The sequence below is a fragment of the Aeromonas sp. MR19 genome (genome assembly GCF_963899305.1).
Classification (GTDB): domain Bacteria; phylum Pseudomonadota; class Gammaproteobacteria; order Enterobacterales; family Aeromonadaceae; genus Aeromonas; species Aeromonas bestiarum.
The window spans coordinates 142696-163322 of record NZ_CAWQWZ010000053.1 but is presented as its reverse complement, the minus strand read 5'-3'; the positions used below and the strand labels follow the sequence as shown (position 1 = coordinate 163322).

General features: G+C 62.3%; 17 protein-coding genes. 10 read left to right on the top strand and 7 right to left on the bottom strand.

Features of this window, described 5'->3' with window-relative positions; translation table 11 throughout:
- Nucleotides 1-2268 carry a DNA internalization-related competence protein ComEC/Rec2 gene (locus tag AACQ95_RS21420; protein ID WP_241279866.1) on the bottom strand — a complete coding sequence of 756 codons (2268 nt, stop codon included), beginning with the start codon at nt 2266-2268 and terminating at the stop codon, nt 1-3.
- A 27-nt stretch (nt 2269-2295) separates the two neighbouring features.
- On the opposite strand from AACQ95_RS21420, the gene AACQ95_RS21415 reads away from it, so the two are divergent.
- From AACQ95_RS21415 to AACQ95_RS21405, 3 genes are all read left to right on the top strand, one after another.
- Nucleotides 2296-2814 (top strand): DUF2062 domain-containing protein, encoded by a 519-nt coding sequence (locus AACQ95_RS21415; protein ID WP_043137408.1) that lies wholly within the window; start codon nt 2296-2298, stop codon nt 2812-2814.
- On the top strand, nt 2808-3302 hold the full coding sequence (locus AACQ95_RS21410) for a DUF2062 domain-containing protein (RefSeq protein ID WP_241279865.1): 495 nt from the start codon (nt 2808-2810) through the stop codon (nt 3300-3302). Before AACQ95_RS21415 ends, AACQ95_RS21410 begins: the two co-directional genes overlap by 7 nt.
- Nucleotides 3303-3431: 129 nt before the next feature.
- Nucleotides 3432-4934 (top strand): helicase HerA-like domain-containing protein, encoded by a 1503-nt coding sequence (locus tag AACQ95_RS21405; protein WP_241279864.1) that lies wholly within the window; start codon nt 3432-3434, stop codon nt 4932-4934.
- 188 nt (nt 4935-5122) lie between these two features.
- Here the strand turns inward: AACQ95_RS21405 and AACQ95_RS21400 are convergent, their stop codons facing one another.
- The 3 genes from AACQ95_RS21400 to AACQ95_RS21390 all read right to left on the bottom strand — a co-directional run bounded on the left by AACQ95_RS21400 (nt 5123) and on the right by AACQ95_RS21390 (nt 8723).
- Nucleotides 5123-6313: an amino acid aminotransferase gene (locus AACQ95_RS21400; RefSeq protein ID WP_241279863.1), complete on the bottom strand. Its 1191-nt coding sequence runs from the start codon at nt 6311-6313 to the stop codon at nt 5123-5125.
- Between the two features lie 159 nt (nt 6314-6472).
- A complete protein-coding gene (locus AACQ95_RS21395; protein ID WP_241279862.1) occupies nt 6473-7414 on the bottom strand; it encodes a hypothetical protein in 942 nt (313 codons plus the stop codon).
- A gap of 232 nt (nt 7415-7646) precedes the next feature.
- Nucleotides 7647-8723 carry a porin gene (locus tag AACQ95_RS21390; RefSeq protein WP_241279861.1) on the bottom strand — a complete coding sequence of 359 codons (1077 nt, stop codon included), beginning with the start codon at nt 8721-8723 and terminating at the stop codon, nt 7647-7649.
- Between the two features lie 382 nt (nt 8724-9105).
- On the opposite strand from AACQ95_RS21390, the gene dinG reads away from it, so the two are divergent.
- The 3 genes from dinG to AACQ95_RS21375 all read left to right on the top strand — a co-directional run bounded on the left by dinG (nt 9106) and on the right by AACQ95_RS21375 (nt 12997).
- Nucleotides 9106-11178: an ATP-dependent DNA helicase DinG gene (gene dinG / locus AACQ95_RS21385; protein ID WP_043137422.1), complete on the top strand. Its 2073-nt coding sequence runs from the start codon at nt 9106-9108 to the stop codon at nt 11176-11178.
- A gap of 174 nt (nt 11179-11352) precedes the next feature.
- Nucleotides 11353-12012: a YccT family protein gene (locus AACQ95_RS21380; RefSeq protein ID WP_241279860.1), complete on the top strand. Its 660-nt coding sequence runs from the start codon at nt 11353-11355 to the stop codon at nt 12010-12012.
- Nucleotides 12013-12088: 76 nt separating this feature from the next.
- The gene (locus tag AACQ95_RS21375) at nt 12089-12997 is read left to right on the top strand and encodes a histone deacetylase family protein (RefSeq protein ID WP_241279858.1); all 909 of its coding nucleotides are present in this window, start codon (nt 12089-12091) and stop codon (nt 12995-12997) included.
- A gap of 177 nt (nt 12998-13174) precedes the next feature.
- Here the strand turns inward: AACQ95_RS21375 and AACQ95_RS21370 are convergent, their stop codons facing one another.
- The 3 genes from AACQ95_RS21370 to ylqF form a co-directional block, all read right to left on the bottom strand.
- Complete coding sequence (locus AACQ95_RS21370; protein ID WP_241279856.1) at nt 13175-14323, bottom strand: MFS transporter; 1149 nt, start codon at nt 14321-14323, stop codon at nt 13175-13177.
- A gap of 36 nt (nt 14324-14359) precedes the next feature.
- Nucleotides 14360-14533, bottom strand: a complete 174-nt coding sequence (locus AACQ95_RS21365) for a hypothetical protein (protein WP_241279854.1) — start codon at nt 14531-14533, stop codon at nt 14360-14362.
- Nucleotides 14534-14761: 228 nt separating this feature from the next.
- Nucleotides 14762-15712 carry a ribosome biogenesis GTPase YlqF gene (ylqF, locus tag AACQ95_RS21360; protein WP_043137435.1) on the bottom strand — a complete coding sequence of 317 codons (951 nt, stop codon included), beginning with the start codon at nt 15710-15712 and terminating at the stop codon, nt 14762-14764.
- A gap of 331 nt (nt 15713-16043) precedes the next feature.
- On the opposite strand from ylqF, the gene AACQ95_RS21355 reads away from it, so the two are divergent.
- From AACQ95_RS21355 to AACQ95_RS21340, 4 genes are all read left to right on the top strand, one after another.
- A complete protein-coding gene (locus AACQ95_RS21355) occupies nt 16044-17435 on the top strand; it encodes an alkaline phosphatase (protein WP_241279852.1) in 1392 nt (463 codons plus the stop codon).
- A gap of 23 nt (nt 17436-17458) precedes the next feature.
- The gene (locus AACQ95_RS21350) at nt 17459-18850 is read left to right on the top strand and encodes an alkaline phosphatase (protein ID WP_241279917.1); all 1392 of its coding nucleotides are present in this window, start codon (nt 17459-17461) and stop codon (nt 18848-18850) included.
- 55 nt (nt 18851-18905) lie between these two features.
- Entirely contained in the window at nt 18906-19589 is a 684-nt protein-coding gene (locus tag AACQ95_RS21345; RefSeq protein ID WP_241279849.1) for a hypothetical protein, read from the top strand.
- A gap of 80 nt (nt 19590-19669) precedes the next feature.
- On the top strand, nt 19670-20404 hold the full coding sequence (locus AACQ95_RS21340) for a substrate-binding periplasmic protein (protein WP_209428875.1): 735 nt from the start codon (nt 19670-19672) through the stop codon (nt 20402-20404).
- The last annotated feature ends 223 nt before the right edge of the window (nt 20405-20627 follow it).

Below are 20627 nucleotides of genomic sequence, written 5' to 3'. Positions count from 1 at the left end.
TTATTTCCTTGCCGGCTCCGGGCCGGCAGTCCCTCGCCACAGCTGCTCCTGGCGGGAAATGGCAGAAGGCAAGCTGGGCCAGCCCGCGGGACGCCACCAGGCGCCGCCCCGGCGATACCAGGGGCCATGGTCGCGCTCGGCACGGATGCCGAACCCGTCAGCCCGGGGTTCAATCAGGATGGCGCCATCCAGCCCGGTGACCCACTGACTGGCCTGCCGATAGCGGGCCACCACCTCGGGGCGGGGAAAGCCCCACTGATTAATAAATCCCGCGCTGTGCACCACATACCGGGCATTCACGGCCGCGACGAAAGCCGGGGTGGACGAGGTGCGACTGCCATGATGAGGGCTCACCAGCAGGGTGCTGGCCAGCTCTCCCCGATCCAGCGCCAGCAGGCGGCGTTCCGTCTCCTGCTCTATGTCCGCGCTGAGCATGATACGCCGGTTGCCGTCGCTTATCTGCAGCACGCAGCCGTCGTTGTTGTGGCCGCGCCCAGGTTGTTCGGGCCAGAGCACGGCAAAGTCGAGCCCCTGCCAGCGCCAGCGCTGGCCACGCCGGCACAGGGTGGTGAGCTTGCCAAACGCAAACGAGGAGAGCTCATGCCGCACCGGCAGCGCCCGCAATATGGCCCGGCGATTGCCGGCGTGATCCCTGTCCTTGTGGCTGATGACGAGATAATCCAGCACCTGCACATCGAGCCGGTTGAGCAGCGGCAGGATGGCGGCATCCGCCATGTTGTAGCCGCCGGGATAACGATCCCCGGTGTCGTAGAGGATGCCACGCTCCCCTCGGGTGATCAGCACGGACAAGCCCTGCCCCACATCCAGCACCCTCACTTGCCAGCGCGTTGGCGTAGGCCAGGCGGCAAGCAAGAGGGCCGCGGCCACGGGAATACATAGCGGGCGAGCCCCCGGCACGTGCCAGGCGCACCAGAGCAGGGTCAGCAGGGCGCTGACCGGCACCACCCAGCCCGACACGGGCCACCAGAGCTGCCACTGGCTGGCCAGCTGCGTCAGCCCCCACAACACCCACTGCAACCCCAGATCCGCCAGCCAGAACAAGCCGTGGGCCAGCCAGCCCCAGAGCGGCGCCAGCAGGACGCCGATCAGCGCCAGCGGAATGATCCCGATGCAAAACAGCGGCAACGCCAGCAGATTGAGCAGCAGCGCCAGCGGCGCTATGCCCTCGAACAAGGCCAGTTGCAGCGGCAGCAAGCCGAGCAGCAGCAAGCCCTGCAGCCGCACCAGACCGGGTTTGGCCTCCAGATAACCCGCCGCCAGCAGCAGGGCCACCGCCAGAAACGAGAGCCAGAAGCCGGCCGAGTAGAGGGCGAAGGGATCCCACAACACCAGCGCTACGAAGGCCCACAGCCAGATGCGATAAGCGGGCCACTCGCGCCGGCGCCAGCGCAGCAGGCTCCACACCAGCACCATGATGAGGGCCCGCTCGGTGGCCACCGCAAATCCCGCCAGCCAGCTGTAGACGGCGGCAAACAGCAGGGCGACCAGTATGGCCCCGCGCAGCCCGAACAAGCGCCCCAGCCACCAGCCCAGCACGGCCACCAGCGCTATGTGCTGCCCCGAGATGGCGATGATATGGGTCAGCCCGCTGCCGCGAAACAGCGTCCACTGCTCATCCGTGATGCCGCTCTGCTCGCCAAAGGTGAGTGCCGACAACAGGGGAGCATGGGTCAGCCCCTGCCAGCTGGCAGCGGCCTCAGCCAGCCAGCGATCCCGCCAGCCCGGCGCGGCGGCCTGCGTCTTTATGATGCGGCGCAGGTTGCCGGTGGCTGTGATGCCCTTGCCCAGCAACAGGCGCCGTCCATCCATGCCCGCCTCGTTGGCCAGCCCATGGGCCGGTTTGAGAGAGACCACCAGCGTCACCTGGCTGCCCGCCGGCAGAGCGGGCAGGGTCTGGTAGGCATTGATCCGCACCAGCGGCGCCGGGGTCAGCGCCTGACCATCGAGAGACGCCACCCGCAGCAGCAGCCGGACAAATTTATCGCCCTCGGGCTCTGCACTTTGCAAGCGTGCGGTTATGATGTGGCTCGCCTGCGCCTCCAGCTGATCCAGCCAGGCGAGCCGGTACTGCAGACTGGCCTGCATCCAGAGGATGCCGAGCAGCAGAAACAGCAGACGCCAACAGCGACAACAGGCGAGGGGGAGCGCGATCAGCAGCATCAGGCCCCCCCATTCCCATGAAGGTAACCATGGCCAGAGTAGCGAGGAGCTTGCCCCTAGGGCAAACGACAACAAGCGCAGATCCATGGTGCAAGTATTTAGCAAGGTTTCAATATGCCCAAACGACTCATAAAACGCTGGATGCCTGATCAAGAGAGACTCAAGGAACACAAGCACTTGCGGCTGTTCGGCAAGCTGCTGCTCGATGCCAATCTGTGGCATCTCAACCGGCGCTCCGCCGCCGGCGCGTTCGCGGTCGGCCTCTTCATGGCCTGGATCCCCCTCCCCTGCCAGATGCTGCTGGCGGCCGGTGGCGCCATCGCCTGTCGGGTCAATCTGCCCCTCTCGGTCGCCCTGGTCTGGCTCTCCAACCCCTTTACCATGCCGCCCCTGTTTTACGGCGCCTACCTGACCGGCTGCCAGCTGCTGGGACAACCTTCCCAGCACATCGACATCGAGTTCACCTGGGCCTGGCTGGTGTCGGTATTCGAGACACTGGCCCCGCCCCTGCTGCTGGGCTCCCTGGTGCTCGCCCTGCTGAGCTCGCTGATCGGCTATGCCCTGATCCGCACCTTCTGGCGCATCAGCACGGTACGCCAGTGGCAAAAGCGCAAGGAGGCGCGGGCATGCTGAGCCGCTGGTTTGCCCGTTTCAAGATAGATCCGGACACCTTGCGCCAACAGAAGTGGTTCGCCCTGTTTGGTGAACGCCTGCTGGCACCCGCACTCTGGCAGGGGGGAACACGGGCCCTGAGTGGCGCAGTGGCAGCCGGCCTCTTCGCCTGCTGGATCCCGGTCCCCATGCATTCGCTGATCGCCGTCGCGCTGGCGCTGGCCTTCAGCCTCAACCTGCCGCTGGCCCTGCTGGCGGTCTGGTTCAACAACCCGGTGACGCTCCCCTTCATGTATCTCTATGCCTACCGCACCGGCTGCCTGGTGCTGCACAAAACGCCGGAGCCGTTTCATCTCACCTGGTCCCTGCACTGGCTGGAACAGGAGGCGGCGACCCTGGTGCCGCCCTTCCTGCTCGGCAGCCTCTTGCTGGCGGTGCTGACCGCCGCCTGCGGCGGCCTCCTCACCCTGCTGCTGCTGCAACTGGCCAAACTGGCGCGCGCACGCTGATTGGCCCCTTGTCAGGACAACCCTTGTTCTGACAAGGTGATTCCCCCCTCTCTTGCCATCATTTGGCTCTGCCGCCACACTCCTTGTAGCTAACTGCTGCACGCCACCTGCCAGGACAAGGAGCCCACCATGACAGAACCGCTGACGCTGGCCTATGCCAATGGCCAACCCCTCTCCCTGCTGCCCGCCATGGCCAATCGCCACGGTCTCATCACGGGTGCCACAGGTACGGGCAAAACCGTCACCCTGCAGGTGCTGGCAGAGGGCTTCTCCCGCCTCGGGGTACCGGTTTTTCTGGCGGATGTGAAGGGGGACTTGAGTGGACTGGGCGCCGCCGGCACCCCATCCAGCAAGCTGGATGCCCGTCTGGCCCAGCTCGCCATGCCGGCTCCCGTCTTTGCCGCCAGTCCCGCCCTGTTCTGGGATCTGTTTGCCGAGCAGGGGCACCCGGTGCGGGCCACCGTCTCCGACATGGGCCCCCTGCTGCTGGCCCGGCTGCTCGGCCTTAACGATACCCAGAGCGGGGTGCTGGAGCTGGTGTTCAAGGTGGCGGACGACGAGGGCCTGCTGCTGCTCGACCTCAAAGATCTGCGCGCCATGGTGCAGTTTGCCGGGGAGAACGCCAAATCCCTGACCACCCGCTATGGCAATGTGTCGACCGCCTCCATCGGCGCCATACTGCGCAACCTGCTCACTCTGGAGAGCGCGGGGGGCGATCACTTCTTCGGCGAGCCCATGCTGGACATTCAGGATCTGTTGCAGACCGACGAAGCCGGTCACGGCCACATCAATGTGCTGGCGGCGAGCAAGCTGACCCAGTCCAGCCGGCTCTATGCCTGCTTCCTGCTCTGGCTGTTGTCGGAGCTGTTCGAACAACTGCCCGAGGTGGGCGACCCGGACAAGCCGGTGCTGGTATTCTTCTTCGACGAGGCTCATCTGTTGTTCAACGATGCCCCCAAGGCGCTGCTGGAGAAGATAGAGCTGGTAGTGCGCCTCATCCGCTCGAAAGGGGTCGGCGTCTACTTCGTGACCCAGAGCCCGGCCGATATTCCCGACAGCGTGCTGGGGCAGCTCGGCAACCGGGTGCAGCACGCGCTGCGCGCCTTCACCCCGAGCGATCAAAAAGCGGTACGGATCGCCGCCAACACACTGCGGGCCAACCCGGCCTTCGATGCGGCCGGCGCCATTACCGAACTGGGGGTGGGCGAGGCCCTGGTCTCATTGCTCGATGAGAAGGGACGGCCCAGCGTGGTGGAGCGCGCCTTCATAGCACCGCCCGCCAGCCGCATTGGGCCCTTGAGCGAGGCCGATCGGCTGGCCCTGATCCGGGGCTCCCTGCTCTACGGCCGATATGAAAAGACCGAGGACCGGGATTCAGCCTTCGAGCGGCTCAATGGCGGCAAGGCTGCCGCCACACCGGATGGCGAAACCAAGACCGACGCCGAAGGCGGTCTGCTCGATACCCTCAATGGCATCCTGTTTGGCCGCACAGGCCCGCGCGGTGGCCAGCACGACGGCGTGGTGCAGACCGCCGCTAGGAGCGTGGCTCGCACCATAGGCAGCGAGGTGGGGCGCCAGCTGGTACGCGGGGTACTCGGCTCCCTGCTGGGGGGCAACAAGCGACGCCGCTGAGGTGAAAACAGCAGGAACGAAAAAGCCCGCCGGGTCTCCCCGGCTGGCTTTTTACTGCTCTGGCAACATCACCTACGCAAACACTCAGCCATCACGGCTGGAGCATCACAGCACCTTGGCGATGGCGTCACACAGCGGATCTATGCTATCTGACGCGGGTGATGTCAAGTGCAGCCTGCTCGCCTCTGTTACAGCACCTTGGCGATGGCGTCGCACAGCGGATCTATGTTGGCGCGGGTGATCCCGGCCACGCTGATCCGGCCTGAACCGACGATGTAGATGGCAAACTCGCTCTTGAGGCGCTCAACCTGATCCTTGGAGAGACCGGAGAAGGAGAACATGCCGTTCTGTTCGCGGATGAAGCTGAAGTCCTGGCTCACACCGAGGGTAGCCAGCTTCTCCACCAGCAGCTCGCGCATCTCGCGAATGCGCACCCGCATGGCCGCCACCTCTTCCACCCACTCGGCATAAAGGGCCGGGTCACTGACGATGGTGGTCACCACGGCAGCGCCGTGTGACGGCGGGTTGGAGTAGTTGGCTCGGATGACGGTCTTGACCTGGGTGAAGGCCACGTCGGCAATCGCCTTGGTCGCGCTGACCAGGGTGAAGGCGCCGACCCGTTCGTTGTAGAGGCCGAAGTTCTTGGAAAAAGAGCTCGCCACCAGCAGCTCGTCGTGACACTCGGCGAAGATGCGCAGACCCTCGGCATCCTCTTCGATACCACGGGCGAAACCCTGATAGGCAAAGTCAAACAGCGGCAGCCAGCCGGCGGCGGCACTCTGCTTGGCCAGGGCGCGCCACTGCTCGGTCGTCGGATCGATACCGGTCGGGTTGTGGCAGCAGCCGTGCAGCAACACCAGCTCACCGGCCTGTACGTCACTGAGCGACGCCTGCATGGCGGCAAAGTCGAGCCCCTTGGTGGCGGCGTCGTAGTACTTGTACCACTTGACGGTCAAACCGGCAGCCTGGAACACGCTGACGTGGTTGGCCCAGGTGGGATCGGAAATCCAGATGGTCTTGGCCAGCCCGTTGCGCACCACGAACTCGGCGGCGATGCGCAGGGCACCGGTACCGCCCGGCGCCTGGGCTGTCTTGGCACGGCCGCTGGCGATCAAGGCGGACGCCTGTCCGAACAGCAGTTGCTGCACTATGCGGCCGTATTCGATATTGCCTTCGATACCGAGGTAATTCTTGGTCTTCTCGTCGGTGAGCAGCTTCTGCTCGGCTTTCTTGACACAGTGAAGGATAGGGGTGGCACCGGTCTCATCCTTGTAGATCCCGACCCCCAGATTGATCTTGTGGCTGCGAGAGTCAGCGCGGAAGGCTTCGGTCAGGCCCAGGATCGGATCCGCTGGGGCGGCAACAACCTTTTCAAACATGGTATTCCCTGTATTCCGTTGAGTTCGTTGGGTGGCAAAGCGTGTCGGCAAACCGTCTGTGACACACGAAAGCGCCCGTTTGGCGAGCGCTTCGTCAACTCTTTATATCATCGCGCTCAATGGGGGAAAACCGCTTTCTCAACGACATCTGCGGCAATATCAACCGACCGCATGCCACTCTGGCGCCAGCGCGCACACCTCGGCGGACAAGCCACCATTGGACTCAACCAAACCGCTACAAACTGCTAACAATGGCTTGGGGATCCGACTCGGCTCCCAGGGGCGGCCATCACCCAACGGCAGGGCATAGGCCGACACTATGGGGGAGAAGGCAGTTGGCAGCCACCAGCTGGCCGGACGGCCCAGCCGCTGGGCCAGCGTCAATGTCCGATCCACACCGGCGGGATCGAGTGAAGTGAGGTGGCTCCACTGTACATTGGGCGGCAGAGCGGCCACGACCTGTTGCAGGGCGACTTGCGCCGTCGTGGGCGCCCATACCAGCAGGGAGCCGTCACAGAGCGCCAGCTCGGCAAAGGCACCAACGCTGTCGGTGGTGATCACCCGCTCGATATTCCCCTCTCCCCACAGGATCTTGCCAAGCCCGACCAGGGTACGCTCAGGCAAGGCAAGCTCCCCCAATGCCTGCAACCAGGGGGCCGCATCGAGCAGGGTTCCGCCGCTGAAAAACAGGCTGAAGGGCTGCGGCGCACGCAAGCGCAGCAGCTGATCGGCGCAGAGCCGAATGCCCTTGTCCTCGAAATCGATCTGCTCGTTGGGGCTGAAGGTTGCCTCCGGTTTGCGATAGAGCGCCGCCAGTACTCGCTCATTGACTCGCTCACCAAGCTGCCAGCCATGGGCCTGCAGCCACTCCTCGGGGGTCGGCGGCGCAGTGACAATTTCGGCTAGCGTCAGTTCGCGGGTCAGATAGCGCCGCCCGGCCGGGGTCAGTTCATAGCTGTGATTGCCAAGGGCGAGCAGCAACTGGTTGTCCTTGAGCAGGCCTACCAGCGGCAGATACTGGCGAGCCCGGATCACCTGGGGGGAGTGATCCAGTAGCTGGCGGGCCAGTTCCCGCCATTGCGGGTGACTGAAGTCAATCAAGCGTCGTCCTTCCCTGTTTGTCGAGCGTCCTTCAACGAGTTGAATAATCTAGCGATTCAGCGGCCGGGAGCCAAGGACAAAAAAGAGACAACGTGAGCTGGCGCAGGCCAAAGAGATCAAGGGGAAGTGATTAACGCGGGCGAAAGCGGGCAATGACATAACAGGCAGCAGATAAAACAAAACGGCCAAGCAAGCTTGGCCGTTTACCAACTAAATCAGCGCAGAGGCTGGATTAGAAGTTGTATTGCAGGGCGACAGTCCATTCGTCGTCCAGCTTGTCGATACCTTGGATTTTGTACTCTGTGTAGGCTTTCAGCTTGGAAGTGAAAGAGTACTGTACGCCCAGCAGGGTTTCGTCAATGACGTCTTTGTATTCGGCACCAGATACGTTGGAGTTTGCTTTACCTTCAGCAAAGTTGTAGCCAGCCAGGAAGGTCCAAGCATCAACGTTGTAGGAGGCAGCCAGCTCGTAGCCACGGCCCTTGTCCTTGTCACCACCGGTGGTGGTGTCATAGCTCAGGTCACCCTGAGTATAAACACCAGCGAAGTAGAAGCCGTTGATGGCGTAGTGTGCACCCAGTGCCCACTCTTTCTTGTCGCCAGTAGTGTTGGTCTTGCTATTTTCCAGATCAGAGTAAGCATAACCTGCGTTCAGGCCCAGACCGAAGTCGAAGTCATAACCGGCAGCAGCGGCATAACCGTAGTTACGCTTTACATCTTCACCATAAACTGCGGTTTCTTTGATGCTTTGACCGATGTCGGCTACCTTGACGGCAACATCATCGTTAGTTTGATAGGACAGCTTGCCCTTGAAACCACCATAGGTGTTGGAGTAGATAACTTGGCCTTCTTGACGACCGTCATAGAAGTTACCTACATCACCCCATTCGTTGAAGATATCGGTCGGTTCCAGCACGTCGTAGAACGCGGTATCGGTCTGACCGAAGATGATTTTGCCGTACTGGGAACCATCAAAACCGGCGTAGATATGACGCGGGTCGATATCACTGGTCTTGTTGCCAGAGTTTTCAGCAGCAACTTGCCACTCGGTCTTGGCGATACCGGACCAAGTGTTGTTCAGTGCAACTTTACCGGACCAACCCAGACGGGTAGAACCCTGCAGTTCACTATCAACATCTTTGAAGCCAGAAGCAGCTTTAGAGTCTGCTGTGTTGTGCTCACCGTAGTAGTTAGCCTGAACACGGCCGTATACGTCAAAAGTGGTACCGTCTTTGTCATAGATCACTGCAGCGTTAGCGGCGGATGCAAACAGAGCCGGGATAGCAATAGCCAGAATTGTCTTTTTCATAGTTTCCAATGCCTACTGTAATTAAACACTAAGTTGTTGTTATTCCCTGTGTTAGCGATGTTCTTTGCATCACTATGGGGCCCGAGACTAGCACCGGGTTTTCCAATCCGCAATGAAAAAACTTGGAACTTTTTACGAAAAGCATAGTCATAGCGGAAAATTTGTGACCTGAATCCCACATTGTTTGCACCTCTTGGGAAAACGTTTACAGCGATAATGGCTGGCTTTAGCGGCCCATGCTGGTGATTTATCGCACAGTAACGAGGGCCCGCCTTATAAATAGAAGAAGAGGTCTGATCTGTGCGTTGCACCATGCCTCGACCCGGGTTGGCAGTTACGGGTATCCTGTCCTTCTTCACCCCCCGCAACGGTCTTTTCTTTCATGCTGTCTACCCGCCTCAAAGCCGCCATTCGCAATACCTATCGCCAAATCGCCGATGGTTTACCCGGTTTTGTGCCACGCAAGGAGCAGAATTTTCTGGTGGCGGAGATAGCCAAGACCCTGACGGGGGAGTATGACAAGCAGCGTCGCATCCTGGTGGCCGAAGCCGGCACCGGCATCGGCAAATCCCTCTCCTATGCCCAGGGTGCCATCCCGGTGGCACGCCTGACCCAGAAGAAGCTGGTGATCTCCACCGCTACCGTCGCGTTGCAGGAGCAGCTGATCCACAAGGACCTGCCCTTTTATCACCGTCACAGCGAGCTGCCGTTTCGTTTCATGCTGGTCAAGGGGCGCCAGCGCTACTGCTGCGAACACCTGCTTGAACAAGCGGCAAGCGGCACCGAGATGGCCAACTTCGAGCTCGATTTCGGTAGCTTAAGCAAGCACAAGCCGTCAGATTCTGACAAGGAGCGCTATCAGGCGCTGTGGCAGGCTTATACGGACGGAAAATGGGATGGCGACCGGGACAACTGGCCCAAGCCCATCCCGGACCTGTGCTGGGATCGCATCGCCGCCGACCGCCACACCTGCAACAAGGCGCTCAGCCATCATCAGCACTGTCCCTTCCACCGCGCCCGCAACGACATGGATGCCGCCGATGTGCTGGTGGTGAACCATGCCCTGCTGCTCTCCGATCTCACCATGGGCGGAGGCATCATATTGCCGCCCCCCGACGAGTGTCTCTATGTGCTGGACGAGGCCCATCACCTGCCGACCATAGCCCGGGATCACGGCGCCGCCTCGGCCAGCGTCAAGGGCTCCCGTCGCTGGCTGGAGAAGCTGGTACAGAGTGCCGGCAAGCTGGCCAGGACGCTGAACAAGGACAGCTTGCTCGACCCCCAGTTGAAGCTGCAGGATGCGCTGGCCTCCCTGCAACCGGATCTCAAGGCACTGGAGCAGTGGCTCGGCGCCAACGACCGGCTGTTCAATGGCGAGGCACACTATCGATTCACCGAAGGTGTGCTGCCAGATCCCCTGCCCATGCTGGCGGAAAACCTGAAGGAGGCGAGCAAGAAGGCGCTGCGGGCACTGGACCGGATGCAGGGCGCCATCGGCGAGGCGTTGAAGGATGGCGAGATCCGGCGCAAGGAGGCCGAGCCCCTGCTGGCGGAAACCGGTTTTCACCTGCAGCGGCTGGAGAGTTTCTGCGCCCTGTGGGAGATGCTGGGGCGCCATGTGCCCGAGGGCAAGACACCGCTCGCCCGCTGGATGGCCAAGAGCGATGACGGCGACATCTGGTTGCACGCCTCCCCCATCGAAGTGGGCTATCTGCTGGAGGAGTGGCTCTGGTCCCGCTGTCTGGGCGCCGTCCTGGTGTCGGCCACCCTCACGGCTCTCTCTTCATTCAGCTATTTTCGCCATCAGGTAGGGCTGAAAGAGCACGACGGCACCCGTTATCTGCGTCTGAGATCCCCGTTTGATTACCAGAAAGCCGAGCTCTATCTGCCCAGGATGGAGCATGAACCCAGCTCCCCCGCCTTCACCCAGGAGCTCATCAGCGCCCTGCCCCGCCTGCTGGCCGGCAAGGAGGCGAGCCTGGTGCTCTTCTCCTCCTATCGGCAGATGAACGAGGTGGCGGTGGGGCTGAGAGCCAAGGGGCTCTCCTTGCTGGTACAGGGTGAAGCCTCCCGCAATGCCCTGCTCACCCTGCACAAGCAAAAGTGCGACGGCGGCCAGGCCAGCATACTGTTTGGCACCGGCAGCTTCTCGGAGGGGCTGGACCTGCCCGGCCACTACCTCACCAACCTGGTGATCACCAAGCTGCCCTTTGCGGTGCCCAACTCGCCGGTGGAAGAAGCCACCGCCGAGTGGGTCGAGAAACGGGGCGGCAACCCCTTCCTGCAGCTGACGGTGCCGGAGGCCTCCCGCAAGCTGATTCAGGCCTGCGGCCGCCTCATTCGCAAGGAGGCGGACAGGGGCCGGGTCACCATACTCGACCGGCGCCTGCTGACCAAGCGCTACGGCAAGGGGCTGCTCGATGCGCTGCCACCGTTCAGCCGCCGGATTGAATAGGGTCCTGACACCCGGCGGGAGCAGGGCCGACTGGCACATACCCCTTTTGATAGAAAGATGGGCAGCCGGGCCAATCCATGGCGTCATAAACGCCTATTGCTGCCCTTGGGCAAACCTGTAAAAATGAGCCCCTGTTTTTCAGTGGGCACTCGCCTGACTGTTCAAGGAGATGAAATGAAACTGACTGTTCTGGTGCCGGCCCTGGCTGGTCTGTTGTGGGCAGGTAGTGCCCTGGCCGATGCCCAATTGGAAGTCACCAACCCCTATGTCGTCCAGCTGATCGATGGTCAGTCCATCAATCCCAAGCTGCTCGACAAGACCAGCACCTACCCCATCAAGGCGGGTGATCATCAGTTGGTCGTCGCCTTCGAAGGCAACTACTCCAGCCGCAGCGACACCAAGCTGGTGACCGCCGAGCCGCTGGTGATCAACTTCACCGCCGCCGACAACCAGAAACTGGTGCTGGATTACAAGAAGCCGCGCAACGAAACCGAAGCCAAGCAGTTCGTCAAGGATCAAAAAGTGGTCCTGAAAGACAAGAGCAGCGGTCAAGTCGTCGCCAGCGAACAGTTCGTGCTGCCGAAAGTCGAAGGCTTCCAGCTGACCCGTGACTATCAGCAAGAGCTGCTGGGCATGGGCAAGGCCTTCAACCAGCCAGCCACGGTCGCCGTCTCCAGCGCCGCCGTCATGGCCGCCGCCAGCGCGCCGGTCCAGGTTGCCCCGAGCAAGGTTCAGAGCAACCCGGAAGCCCTGACCCAGCTGCAGAGCTGGTACAACAAGGCCGATGCAGAAACCCGCAAAGCCTTCCAGATCTGGGTTATTCAGCAGCAGTAATGGCGTATTGAATGCCATCTGGTGCAAGAAGGGGAGCCTGGCTCCCCTTCTTCATATCCGCCAAGGCCCTGCTTTCATGTCACTGCGCATCTTTTATCACCCTCTCTACTCCGCCCTGACCCTGCCCGAGCGCCACCGCTTCCCGCTGGCCAAGTATCAGGCGCTGTTTGAGCGCCTCGGCAACCTCGGCTATCCGCTGACAGAAGCCGCGGCAGCCACCCCTGAGCAGATAAAAAGAGTGCACCATGCCGCCTATGTGGATGCTGTCCTCGCCGGCACCCTCGATACGGGCGCCATCCGCCAGCTCGGCTTCCCCTGGTCCCCCATGCTCATTGAACGCACCTTGCGCTCGGTGGGCGCCACCCTTGCCGCCAGCCGCCATGCCCTCGAACAGGGTTGCGGCCTGCAGATCTCCGGCGGCTATCACCATGCCCACCGGGACTTTGGCAGCGGCTTCTGCCTGTTCAACGATCTGGTGATCGCCGCCCAGGGTTGTCTGGACGAAGGGCGCTGCGAGCAGGTACTGATCGTCGATCTCGATGTACATCAAGGGGATGGCAGTGCAGCACTGTGCCAGGGCCGGCGCGATATCATCACCCTCTCCCTGCACGGGGAGCACAACTTCCCCCGCCACAAGCCCGCCTCCCACATGGACTTTGCCCTGCCAAGCGGCATGGCGGACGATGCCTACCTCACCACGCTGGCAGAGGCGCTCAACCTGGCACTGCGGCTCTACTCCCCCGACCTCATCCTCTATCAGGCCGGGGTCGATGTGCACCAGGGCGACGAGCTCGGCTATCTCGCCTTGAGCGACGAGGGGGTACGCCAGCGCGATGCCATGGTATTTGACTGCGCCTACCGGCACGGACTGCCCATTGCGGCCGTACCGGGTGGCGGTTATCGGCGCGACTGGCAGCAGCTGATCCCACTGCACCTCTCCCTGTTCGAAGAGGCGCGCCGTCGCTTCGGTCAGGACGCGCCATAAAGGGTCCGATTGCTGACCAAATCTGGGTTCCTGTAAAAGTGGGTTCCCGTAAAAGAAGAGGCGGCCCCGGGGCCGCCTCTTCTTTAATGTGCAGCACGACTGCGCCGTGCCGAGGTCACCATGAGCAAGGCCAACCCGTGAACGCGTCATGCGCTGCACATCGACGCGCGATCAGCATCAGGCGTGGGCCACCGGCGTCGGATGTTCACCCAGCTTGCGCAGCAACATCAGCAGATAAATGCACGACACACAGGCGATCACGATGAACAGCAGATTATCCGAGTAGTGTTGCATCAAGAGTGCGGTACAGGCCGGGCCGAGCAGGCTGCCTATGGTGTAGCTCAGCAGCAGCGCCTGGTTCATTGCCACCAGTTGATGGTGCTCGACCTTCTCGCAGGCCCACGCCATGGCCACCGGGTAGAGCGTAAAACCCGCGGCCCCAAGGATGAACAGCGCCGGGCCCATGGCCGCGTTGCCGAGCATGGCCACAGAGCCCAGGATCACCACCGACACCTGAACCCGCAGCACCTGCAGGCGCCCGAACCGATCCGCCAGGCGGCCGATCGGCCACTGTCCCAGGATGCCGGCACTCACCATCACCGCCATCCAGTAGCCAATGCCGGCATCACTCACTCCCTGGTGGTTCAGATAGAGCGGCATCAGGCCATACAGCGACCCCAATACCATGCCGGAGACGATGCAGCCGTTGACACCGAGCCGCGCCTGACGCAGGCGCAGCATAGGCCAGACCCGGGTTGCCCCCTGCTGTTCGCTGCGCTCACTGACGATGCGGGTGAACAGCAGCGGCAGGATAGCCGCCAATACCAGCCCGGTCGCCCAGGGCAGCACATCCATCAGCGCGGTCGACAGCTTGCTGACCAGCAGTTGCCCGAGCACGGTTCCCAGGTAATAGACCATCATGTAGGCGGCCAGCAACCGTCCGCGATTGCGCGCATTGCCGCTGCACATCAGCGCGCTCTCCACCACCACCCAGATCATGGCGCAGCCAATGCCGGCGATGAATCGCCAGATAAGCCAGCTCCAGAAGCCAAGGGTGAGCCCCAAGCCGACACAGCCTGCGGCAAAGAGGACGGACGCCAGGTAGTAGCTGCGGTTGAACCCGCAGTGCTTGATCAGCGCCCCCGCCAGCAGGGTTCCCAACAGGTTGCCGCTGAAATAGGAGGAGCCGACCATGCCCACCTGCCAGGTCGGCAGATTGTCATGGGCAAGCCAGAGCGGTACCAGCGTGTTCAACACCGCGATGGCCAGGGTCAGCAGCAGCAGGCCGCAGAGCAACAACAGCACTGGCCGGGTGTATGTGGTCATGGATAAAACCGTGAGGAGAGTCAAAATGCGAGCGCATCATGCCACCGCCAACGGCATTGTCAATCGGCCTGAAATCGCGCAGGCGATGTTTTTCTCCGCGCAGGCGTTGCCGCGTTGATCGGCACCGCACGACACCCTCTCGACATCAGGCTTATCCCCTTGATTAACGGGATTTTTGGCCGCCATGGCGGGCCATGGTCGGTCGATCATCGTCATCAACCTTTAGCGACGTCATGAGTGTGGCGACGGGCTGCTGGCGCTCAAGAGCCGGCGGGAAAAACAAACAGTGGCCGGTAATGGCTACCGGTTCGAGGAGGCACTCCATCATGTCGACCTGGGCGCACCACTGGCTTGCCTGACCCCTGTTCTGACCATGGATACCCTAAAAGAAGAGGCGACCCCGGGGTCGCCTCTTCTTTATATAAAGCACAATAGCGGCTATTTCTGACGCTTCCTGGCGTACTTGCGACGGGCGCGCGCCTGACGCTCGTCTTCCCGTTCGGCCTTCTCCTTGGCCTTCTGCGCCGCGTCCTCTTCGGCCGCCACTATCTCGGCGCTCACCATCTCGGGGGTTTCCAGCGAGATGCGACCCAAGAAGCCTGCGCGGAACTCGTTCACCAGGATCTCGGACGCCTTGTGCAGATCGGCCAGGCCCCCTTTGCGCATGAAGGCGCGCTGGCGGGCGATCAGCTCCAGCAGCTCGATCTCGGTTTCCGGCAGATCGGCTATCTGGTAGCGCGCCTTGACACGCTCCGGATAGGCCTTGATGAAGTAATCGGCGGCAAACATGGCGATGTCGGCGTAGTCGAATACCGTGTCCTTGATGGCGGCGGTGATCGCCAGCCGATAGCCGCAGGAGGGCGGGTTGAGCTTGGGCCACAAGAAGCCCGGGGTATCGGTCAGGATGACGTTGTTGTCGAGCTTGATCCGCTGCTGGGACTTGGTCACCCCCGCCTCGTTGCCTGTCTTGGCGATGATGCGCCCGGCCAGGGTATTGATCAGGGTGGATTTGCCCACGTTGGGAATGCCCATGATCATGGCGCGCACCCCGCGCAGGTCGAAGTTGCGTTCAGGCAGCATCTCGTGGCACAGGGTCAGCAGTTGCTTGATCTTCTCCGGCTCCTGCTGGGTCAGCGGCAGCGCCTTGATCCCCTTCTCTTTTTCCATGTGTGCCACCCACAGCGCCGTGATCTCGGGGTCGGCGAGATCGGCCTTGTTCAGCACCTTGATAACAGGGGTATCACCGCGCAACTCTGGCACCAGCGGGTTTTCGCTGGAGAAGGGGATGCGGGCATCGAGCATCTCTATGATGACATCGACCTGGGGCATGACCTCGGCAATCTCTTTGCGGGCCTTGTGCATGTGGCCGGGGAACCAGTTGATGGACATATCCGTTACTCTCTGTAGGGGCTGCGGGCGCTGGCTTGCTATGGAACGAGCGGCGGGCAATGGCGGACGTCAGGCGTCGCAAGGGGGCGTATTTTACCTGTGGATGCCCGGATTTGACAGGCCATTCTAGCCTCATGAGCGCAAACCACCAAGGATCGCGCCCCCTTGACGCCAGCGAAGACCTTGGCGTCACTCAACCGAGATTTGCAGATAACTAATTGATACAACATCACATTCAAACCCTGCCTTCACCGGATTGTCATCGATAACCACTAAAAGTGTCATCTGATCCCTCTAGGCTTCGCTCAGGTTTTACAAGGAGCGAACCCCAATGAGAAAAATGGCAGGACTTGCATTGATGATCGGCGCCGCCCTGGCCGCCGGCTGCAACTCCAACAACGACAGCGACACCCAGGCACCCGGCGCCAAGAACGTCATCTTCTTCCTCGGTGACGGCATGGGCCTCAACACCCTGACCGCGGCCCGCATCTATGGCGTCGGGGAAGAGGGCAGTCTCACCATGGACACCCTGCCGGAGACGGCCTTCATCAAGACCTTCTCCCACGACTCCCAGGTCACAGACTCGGCCCCTTCCATGGCAGCCTACATGACAGGGGTCAAGAGCAACAACGGTGTCATCAGCATGGACGGCGATGCCACCTATGAGAGCGACTGCAGCAAGAGTGCCGGCAAGCCGGTCACCACACTGCTGGAGCTGGCCAAGGCCGATGGCCGCGGCACAGGTGTGGTCACCAGCACCCGGGTCACCCACGCCACCCCGGCCGCCACCTATGCCCACATCTGCAACCGGGATCTGGAAAATGACATCGCCGTCCAGCTGGTGCCGGGCGGCACCGGTTACAACGGCGCCCTGAAAGAGGGGCTGGACGTGGTGCTCGGCGGTGGCAGCGGCTTCTTCCTGCCAAAAGCCGACAAGGGCAAGCGGGAGGATGGCCGCAACCTCATCAGCGAGATGCAGGCCAAGGGCTACCAGTTCGCCAGCAACCTGGACGAGCTGAACAAGGCCGAGGCGGGCAAGCCGCTGCTTGGGCTGTTTGGGGCGAGCCACATGAAATATGACCTGGACAGGCCGGCCAGCGAGCCCTCCCTTACCCAGATGACCCTGGCTGCCATCAAGCAGCTCAAGAATAAAGAGAAGGGCTACTTCCTGATGGTGGAAGGGGGACGCATCGATCACGCCCTGCACGACACCAACGCCAAGCGCGCCCTGCAAGATACCCTCGCCTTCGACAACGCCATCAAGGCCGCCATCGACGAGGTGAAGAAAACCGACCCCGAGCTGAAAAACACCCTGATAGTGGTCACCGCCGACCACGACCATACCCTGGTACTCAACGGCTATGCCAAGCGCACCGGCAAGACCACGGCCGACAACCCGGGCGTGCTCGGGTTGGTGAGGAACTACGAGACAGGCGAACCGAGCAAGGATAGCGATGGCATGCCCTACACCATCATCGGTTTTGGCAACGGCTACAACCGGGTGGATGGCCCGCGCAGCAACGTCGCCGCGCTGGATGACGCCACCGTCTCCGCCAACGACTATCACCAGGAGGTAGTGGTCAAGGTGGGCGAGATCGGCAACGAGACCCATGGCGGCACCGATGTCTTCCTCGGCGCCATCGGCCAGGGAGCGGACAGCTTCCACGGCTCACTCGACAACACCGCCGTCTTTGGCAAGGTCAAGGCTGCAGCCGGGCTGTAAGGAGCATTCCCATGAAAGGATCCATGAAAAAAACCATGAAAAACAACCTGCACAGAACCCTCGTCTGCACCGCCCTGCTCACCGCCCTCGGCGGCGCAGCCCAGGCGCAGGCCAGCGATGCCAAAAACGTCATCCTGTTCATCGGTGACGGCATGGGCCCCACTGTGCTCACCGCCACCCGCCTGTTCAAAGTGGGCGAAGAGGGGGATCTCGAGATGATGAAGCTGCCACGCAGCGCCCGCATCAAGACCTTCTCCAACGATGCCCAGACCACGGATTCGGCCCCCTCCATGGCGGCCTACACCACGGGCGTCAAGATGAACAACGAGGTGATCGCCATGAGCAGCGACACCAGGGCCGTCGCTCCGGCCAAGGATGCCAACGGCAACAAGGGCATCAACAACTGCACCAGCGACAACGGCACGCCTGTGCCCAGCATACTGGAGCTGGCCAAGGCGGCGGGCAAGTCGGTCGGCGCCGTCACCACCACTGAACTGACCCATGCCACCCCGGCCGCGACTTATGCCCACATCTGCCACCGGGATGCCGCCTATGCCATCGCCGAGCAGGCGGTACCGGGCGGGGCCGGCTTCAACGCCGCCCTCGGGGACGGGGTGGACGTGCTGATGGGGGGTGGTGCCAATCACTGGACCCCCTACAGCGCCAGCAACAAGGGCGGCCGCGCCGATAGCCGGGACCTCACCGCCGAGCTGACCGCCCAGGGGTACAGCTATGTCACCACCCAGAGCGATCTGGCCAAGGTCAGCAGTGGCAAGCTGCTCGGCCTGTTCAGTCCCAAGTCCCACCTCGACTACGAGCTGGACCGCGTCGCCAAGGGGGCGGCGAATACCCAGCCGTCCCTGTCGGAGATGACCGCCAAGGCGATCGATCTCTTGAGCCAGAACAGCCAGGGCTACTTCCTGATGGTGGAAGGGGGGCGCATCGACCACGCATTGCACGGCACCAATGCCAAGCGGTCGCTGACCGATGCGGTGGCGCTGGATGAAGCGGTCAAGACGGCGCTCGGCAAGGTGGACCTGAAAGATACCCTGATCGTGGTCACCGCCGACCACGACCACACCATGACCATCAACGGCTACTCCGCCAAGGGCAACAAGGTGCTGGATCTGGTCAAGAACGCCGACGGCTCGACCCAGAACGACGTGGATGGCAAACCCTTCACCACCCTAGTGTTCGGCAACGGCCCCAACCGCCCGGCGGTGCGCCCCACCCTCACCAGTGATGAGGTGATGGCGGACGACTACCTGCAGGAGACGGGCGTCAAGCTGGGCTCAGAGACCCACGGCGGCGGCGATGTGATGCTGTTCGCGGACGGCGCCGGCAGCAGCCGCTTCAAGGGCACGCTGGACAACACCAAGGTGTTCGGCAAACTGCGGGAGGCGCTCGGCCTGTAAGCGGCAGGGGGCCGGGTTACTGAACCCGGCCCCCTGCTCTTTCGAGCGATCAAGCATGATGCGACTGTTACTTCCGTTATGGCTGCTTGGCAGCACCCTCTCCTTTCAGGCTCATGCCGAGGAGACTCCCGATCTGGCCGCCCGGATCAGCTATCACGACAGGGTCACCAGCAGCGATGGCATCGCCAAGGAAAACAGCTGGCAGGAGAAGTGGATGCGGGTCGGCAACCAGGTGTGGAGCCAGCGGCTGATCCCGCTGCCGCTGGCACGCGCCTATCACGCCACCCACGATGCCAACCCGGGCCACAAGCACTTCACCCATCAGATGGCGGCGCGCTGGGTGACCCGCGATGCACAGGGGGAGCTGCAACTGCGCTACGCCGACAGCTGGCACAACCAGCTGGTGGAGGTGCCGGAGGAAGAGTATGGCCAGGTGGCGTTCAAGCCGGATTGGGAGCGGATCCGCTACCTCGTCAACCCGGCCCTGCTGCAAGGGATGACCCCCCTCGATGAGGCCGCCCCCGAGCAGGCGCGCTGGTATGAAGGGCGCGAGGGCAGGCAGCGCACCCGCATCCTCTGGTCGAGCCGTTGGCAGTTGCCGCTGGTGGTGGAGTCGGCAAGCCTGGACGGCTATCGCAGCTACCGGATGGAGGTGACCCTCAAGCCCTTGCCAAAGCAGCTGCCCTGGCAGCAGCTGGAGGGCTACCAGACCCTGGATCTGAGGGATTTCTTCGACTGACGCGCCACCCTGAATGGGGTGGGCTGACTTGCGGTAACGGGATGTTACACTCTGTGTACTCATCCCTGATCCGGTCTCCTATGCGCATTCCCGTTCTCATGCTGCTGTGCTGCAGCCTGCTCTTTCCGGCCATTCAGGCCCATGCCGTTGTGGTCATCGCGGCCGAGATCCCCCCTTATGTCATCCGCTCCTATCAGGGTGCCCCGAGCGGCATGGCCATAGAGGTGCTGGAGGAAGCCGCCCGTCGCCTCAAGGAGCCGCTGACCATAGAGCTGATGCCGCTGGCTCGCGCCCTCAGCCAGACCCGCCATCGCCAGAACGTCTTGCTGGTGCCACCGGTCAAAAGCCCCCAGCGCGAGCCGCTGTTTCTCTGGATTGCCCCCCTGCTGGACGAAGCCTTCGTGCTGGTCAGCCATCGCCAGCACCACCCCGAGCCACTCTCGGTCAAGGCACTGCCCGGCCTGACCATAGGGGTGATGCGCGGATCCTATGGCCAGAGCCTGATCCAGCCGCTTGGCCAGGTGAAACAGGACGTGGTGGCCGAGGAGGTCAGCAATGCCAGCAAGCTGGCGCTGGATCGTATTCAGGGCTGGGCCGTGGCCTGGAACAGCGCCCGCTACAATCAGCAGCAGGCCGGCTTGCCGCTGGCGGATCTGGTGCGCGGCGACACCCTGCAACAGACGGCTCTCTACCTTGCCGCCAGCCCCCGCTTTCCCCCTGCCGAGGCGCTGCGCTGGCGCAAGACCATTCTGGCCATGCGCGACGATGGCAGCCTGGCGCGCATCATCAAGCAGTACGATTATCAGGCCCCCTGACAAGCCTATCAGGATAATTGCCAAAGCAGTCCAGAATGGTTATGGTATCCCCATGAAAGCGTTCATGATTTTTCCAAGCCAGCTCACACCCCGTTGAGCCCCCGCCCTCGCCCCTGACAGCGAGTCGTTCGGGGGCATGCGTTCCCGATCTGTTTTTTCGTATCGACCCCCTTTTGCGACCAGCTTGCCCGCCATCCTGGTCATATGACCCATTGATAAGGAA

What these genes read in the sequence shown, in the direction of transcription:
- AACQ95_RS21420 (WP_241279866.1), bottom strand. Translation starts at nt 2,268, where the DNA reads ATGGATCTGCGCTTGTTGTCGTTTGCCCTAGGGGCAAGCTCCTCGCTA.
- AACQ95_RS21415 (WP_043137408.1), top strand. Translation starts at nt 2,296, where the DNA reads ATGCCCAAACGACTCATAAAACGCTGGATGCCTGATCAAGAGAGACTC.
- AACQ95_RS21410 (WP_241279865.1), top strand. Translation starts at nt 2,808, where the DNA reads ATGCTGAGCCGCTGGTTTGCCCGTTTCAAGATAGATCCGGACACCTTG.
- AACQ95_RS21405 (WP_241279864.1), top strand. Translation starts at nt 3,432, where the DNA reads ATGACAGAACCGCTGACGCTGGCCTATGCCAATGGCCAACCCCTCTCC.
- AACQ95_RS21400 (WP_241279863.1), bottom strand. Translation starts at nt 6,313, where the DNA reads ATGTTTGAAAAGGTTGTTGCCGCCCCAGCGGATCCGATCCTGGGCCTG.
- AACQ95_RS21390 (WP_241279861.1), bottom strand. Translation starts at nt 8,723, where the DNA reads ATGAAAAAGACAATTCTGGCTATTGCTATCCCGGCTCTGTTTGCATCC.
- dinG (WP_043137422.1), top strand. Translation starts at nt 9,106, where the DNA reads ATGCTGTCTACCCGCCTCAAAGCCGCCATTCGCAATACCTATCGCCAA.
- AACQ95_RS21380 (WP_241279860.1), top strand. Translation starts at nt 11,353, where the DNA reads ATGAAACTGACTGTTCTGGTGCCGGCCCTGGCTGGTCTGTTGTGGGCA.
- AACQ95_RS21375 (WP_241279858.1), top strand. Translation starts at nt 12,089, where the DNA reads ATGTCACTGCGCATCTTTTATCACCCTCTCTACTCCGCCCTGACCCTG.
- AACQ95_RS21370 (WP_241279856.1), bottom strand. Translation starts at nt 14,323, where the DNA reads ATGACCACATACACCCGGCCAGTGCTGTTGTTGCTCTGCGGCCTGCTG.
- AACQ95_RS21365 (WP_241279854.1), bottom strand. Translation starts at nt 14,533, where the DNA reads ATGATCGACCGACCATGGCCCGCCATGGCGGCCAAAAATCCCGTTAAT.
- ylqF (WP_043137435.1), bottom strand. Translation starts at nt 15,712, where the DNA reads ATGTCCATCAACTGGTTCCCCGGCCACATGCACAAGGCCCGCAAAGAG.
- AACQ95_RS21355 (WP_241279852.1), top strand. Translation starts at nt 16,044, where the DNA reads ATGAGAAAAATGGCAGGACTTGCATTGATGATCGGCGCCGCCCTGGCC.
- AACQ95_RS21350 (WP_241279917.1), top strand. Translation starts at nt 17,459, where the DNA reads ATGAAAAAAACCATGAAAAACAACCTGCACAGAACCCTCGTCTGCACC.
- AACQ95_RS21345 (WP_241279849.1), top strand. Translation starts at nt 18,906, where the DNA reads ATGATGCGACTGTTACTTCCGTTATGGCTGCTTGGCAGCACCCTCTCC.
- AACQ95_RS21340 (WP_209428875.1), top strand. Translation starts at nt 19,670, where the DNA reads ATGCGCATTCCCGTTCTCATGCTGCTGTGCTGCAGCCTGCTCTTTCCG.